Source organism: Solemya elarraichensis gill symbiont, assembly GCF_002021095.1.
Lineage (GTDB): Bacteria > Pseudomonadota > Gammaproteobacteria > Chromatiales > Chromatiaceae.
Genome location: NZ_MPRK01000298.1, coordinates 1 through 1,869 on the forward strand (window position 1 = coordinate 1; position 1,869 = coordinate 1,869).

Genomic DNA, 1,869 nt, shown 5'->3' on the forward strand with positions numbered 1-1,869 from the left:
AATTGTTACATCATACCGCCCATGCCACCCATATCAGGTGCTGCAGCAGTAGCAGGTGTATCTTGAGGAGTATCAGTAATCATCGCCTCAGTTGTAATCATAAGACCTGAAATACTGGCAGCATGTTGTAACGCTGCACGAACAACTTTTGTTGGATCTAAAATGCCCATCTTAAGCATATCACCATATTTTTCTGTTGCTGCATTGTAGCCATAATTATCTTTACCTTTGGCAACTTCGTTAAGAATAACAGAAGCCTCACCACCACCATTTGTTACAATTTGGCGTAATGGTGCCTCCATAGCGCGTTTAGCAATGTCAATACCAATATTTTGATCATGATTATCACCCGTTAATCCATCTAAGGCTTTAATAACACGAACCAAGGCAACACCACCACCAGGAACGACACCTTCTTCAACAGCAGCACGAGTGGCGTGTAACGCATCATCAACACGGCCTTTCTTTTCTTTCATTTCAACTTCAGTAGCAGCGCCTACTTTAATCACAGCAACACCACCTGATAATTTAGCCAAGCGTTCAAGCAATTTTTCCTTATCATAATCGCTCGTTGTAGTTTCAATTTGTGCTTTAATTTGTGCAATACGGCCATCAATATCGACTTTTTTGCCAGCACCATCAACAATGACAGTGTTTTCCTTGCCAATTTCAATGCGTTTAGCAGTACCAAGATGTTCTTCAGTTACCTTTTCTAAAGACAAACCAACTTCTTCTGAAATAACCATACCACCTGTTAGTACGGCAATGTCTTCCAAAATTGCTTTACGACGATCGCCAAAGCCAGGAGCTTTAACCGCTGCAACTTTAACAATACCACGCATATTGTTAACTACTAACGTGGCTAACGCTTCACCATCAATGTCTTCGGCAATGATTAGCAAAGCTTTGCCTGATTTTTGAACTGCTTCTAATGTAGGCAATAAATCACGAATATTTGAAATTTTACCGTCATGTAATAATACAAAAGGTGTTTCAAGATTAGCAGTCATTGATTCTTGATTGTTAACAAAGTAAGGTGATAAATAGCCGCGATCAAACTGCATGCCCTCGACCACATCAAGTTCATTTTCAAAACCAGAACCTTCTTCGACTGTAATAACACCAGCTTGACCCACTTTTTCCATGGCATCAGCAATAATATCACCCACAGAAATATCAGAGTTTGCAGAAATGGTACCAACTTGGGCAATGGCTTTTGTATCATTACAAGGTTGTGAGAACTCACGCAACGCATTAACAGCAGTTTCTGTTGCTTTGTCAATACCTCGTTTAAGGTCCATAGGGTTCATGCCTGCCGCTACTGATTTAACACCTTCAATAACAAGCGCTTGTGCAAGTACAGTTGCTGTTGTAGTTCCATCACCAGCAATATCATTGGTTTTTGATGCCACTTCTTTGACCATTTGTGCACCCATGTTTTCAAATTTACCTTCCAAGGTAATTTCTTGAGCAACAGAAACACCATCTTTGGTAATTGTGGGACCACCAAATGATTTATCTAGTACAACATTTCTACCTTTAGGTCCTAGTGTTACTTTAACTGCGTTAGCTAGCATATTAACACCATCTAACATTAAATTTCTAGCTTCTGAGCCAAATTTTATATCTTTTGCTGACATTTTTAATCTCCTTTATTCAATAATTGCGACAATATCGTCTTCACGTACAACTAGCAATGTTTCACCATCTACTTTAATTTCGTTACCCGCATATTGACCAAATAATACCTGGTCTCCAACTTTAACATCTAATGCAATAACATCACCATTATCGTTAATTTTGCCGTTACCAATCGCCAAAATTTCACCCTTTGAAGGCTTTTCTGTGGCTGAATCTGGAATGATTAAT

The 1,869-nt window shown here is 39.2% G+C and carries 2 protein-coding genes; both read right to left on the minus strand.

Features of this window, described 5'->3' with window-relative positions; genetic code table 11:
• Positions 1-5 precede the first annotated feature (5 nt).
• Entirely contained in the window at positions 6-1,640 is a 1,635-nt protein-coding gene (gene groL, locus BOW51_RS10380; protein ID WP_011737939.1) for a chaperonin GroEL, read from the minus strand.
• A 12-nt stretch (positions 1,641-1,652) separates the two neighbouring features.
• Positions 1,653-1,869: co-chaperone GroES (locus BOW51_RS10385; RefSeq protein ID WP_078477647.1), on the minus strand; the 217-nt coding region annotated here is incomplete at its 5' end.

Excerpts from the sequence above, each read along its gene's own strand:
- groL (WP_011737939.1), bottom strand. The coding sequence starts at position 1,640 with ATGTCAGCAAAAGATATAAAATTTGGCTCAGAAGCTAGAAATTTAATG.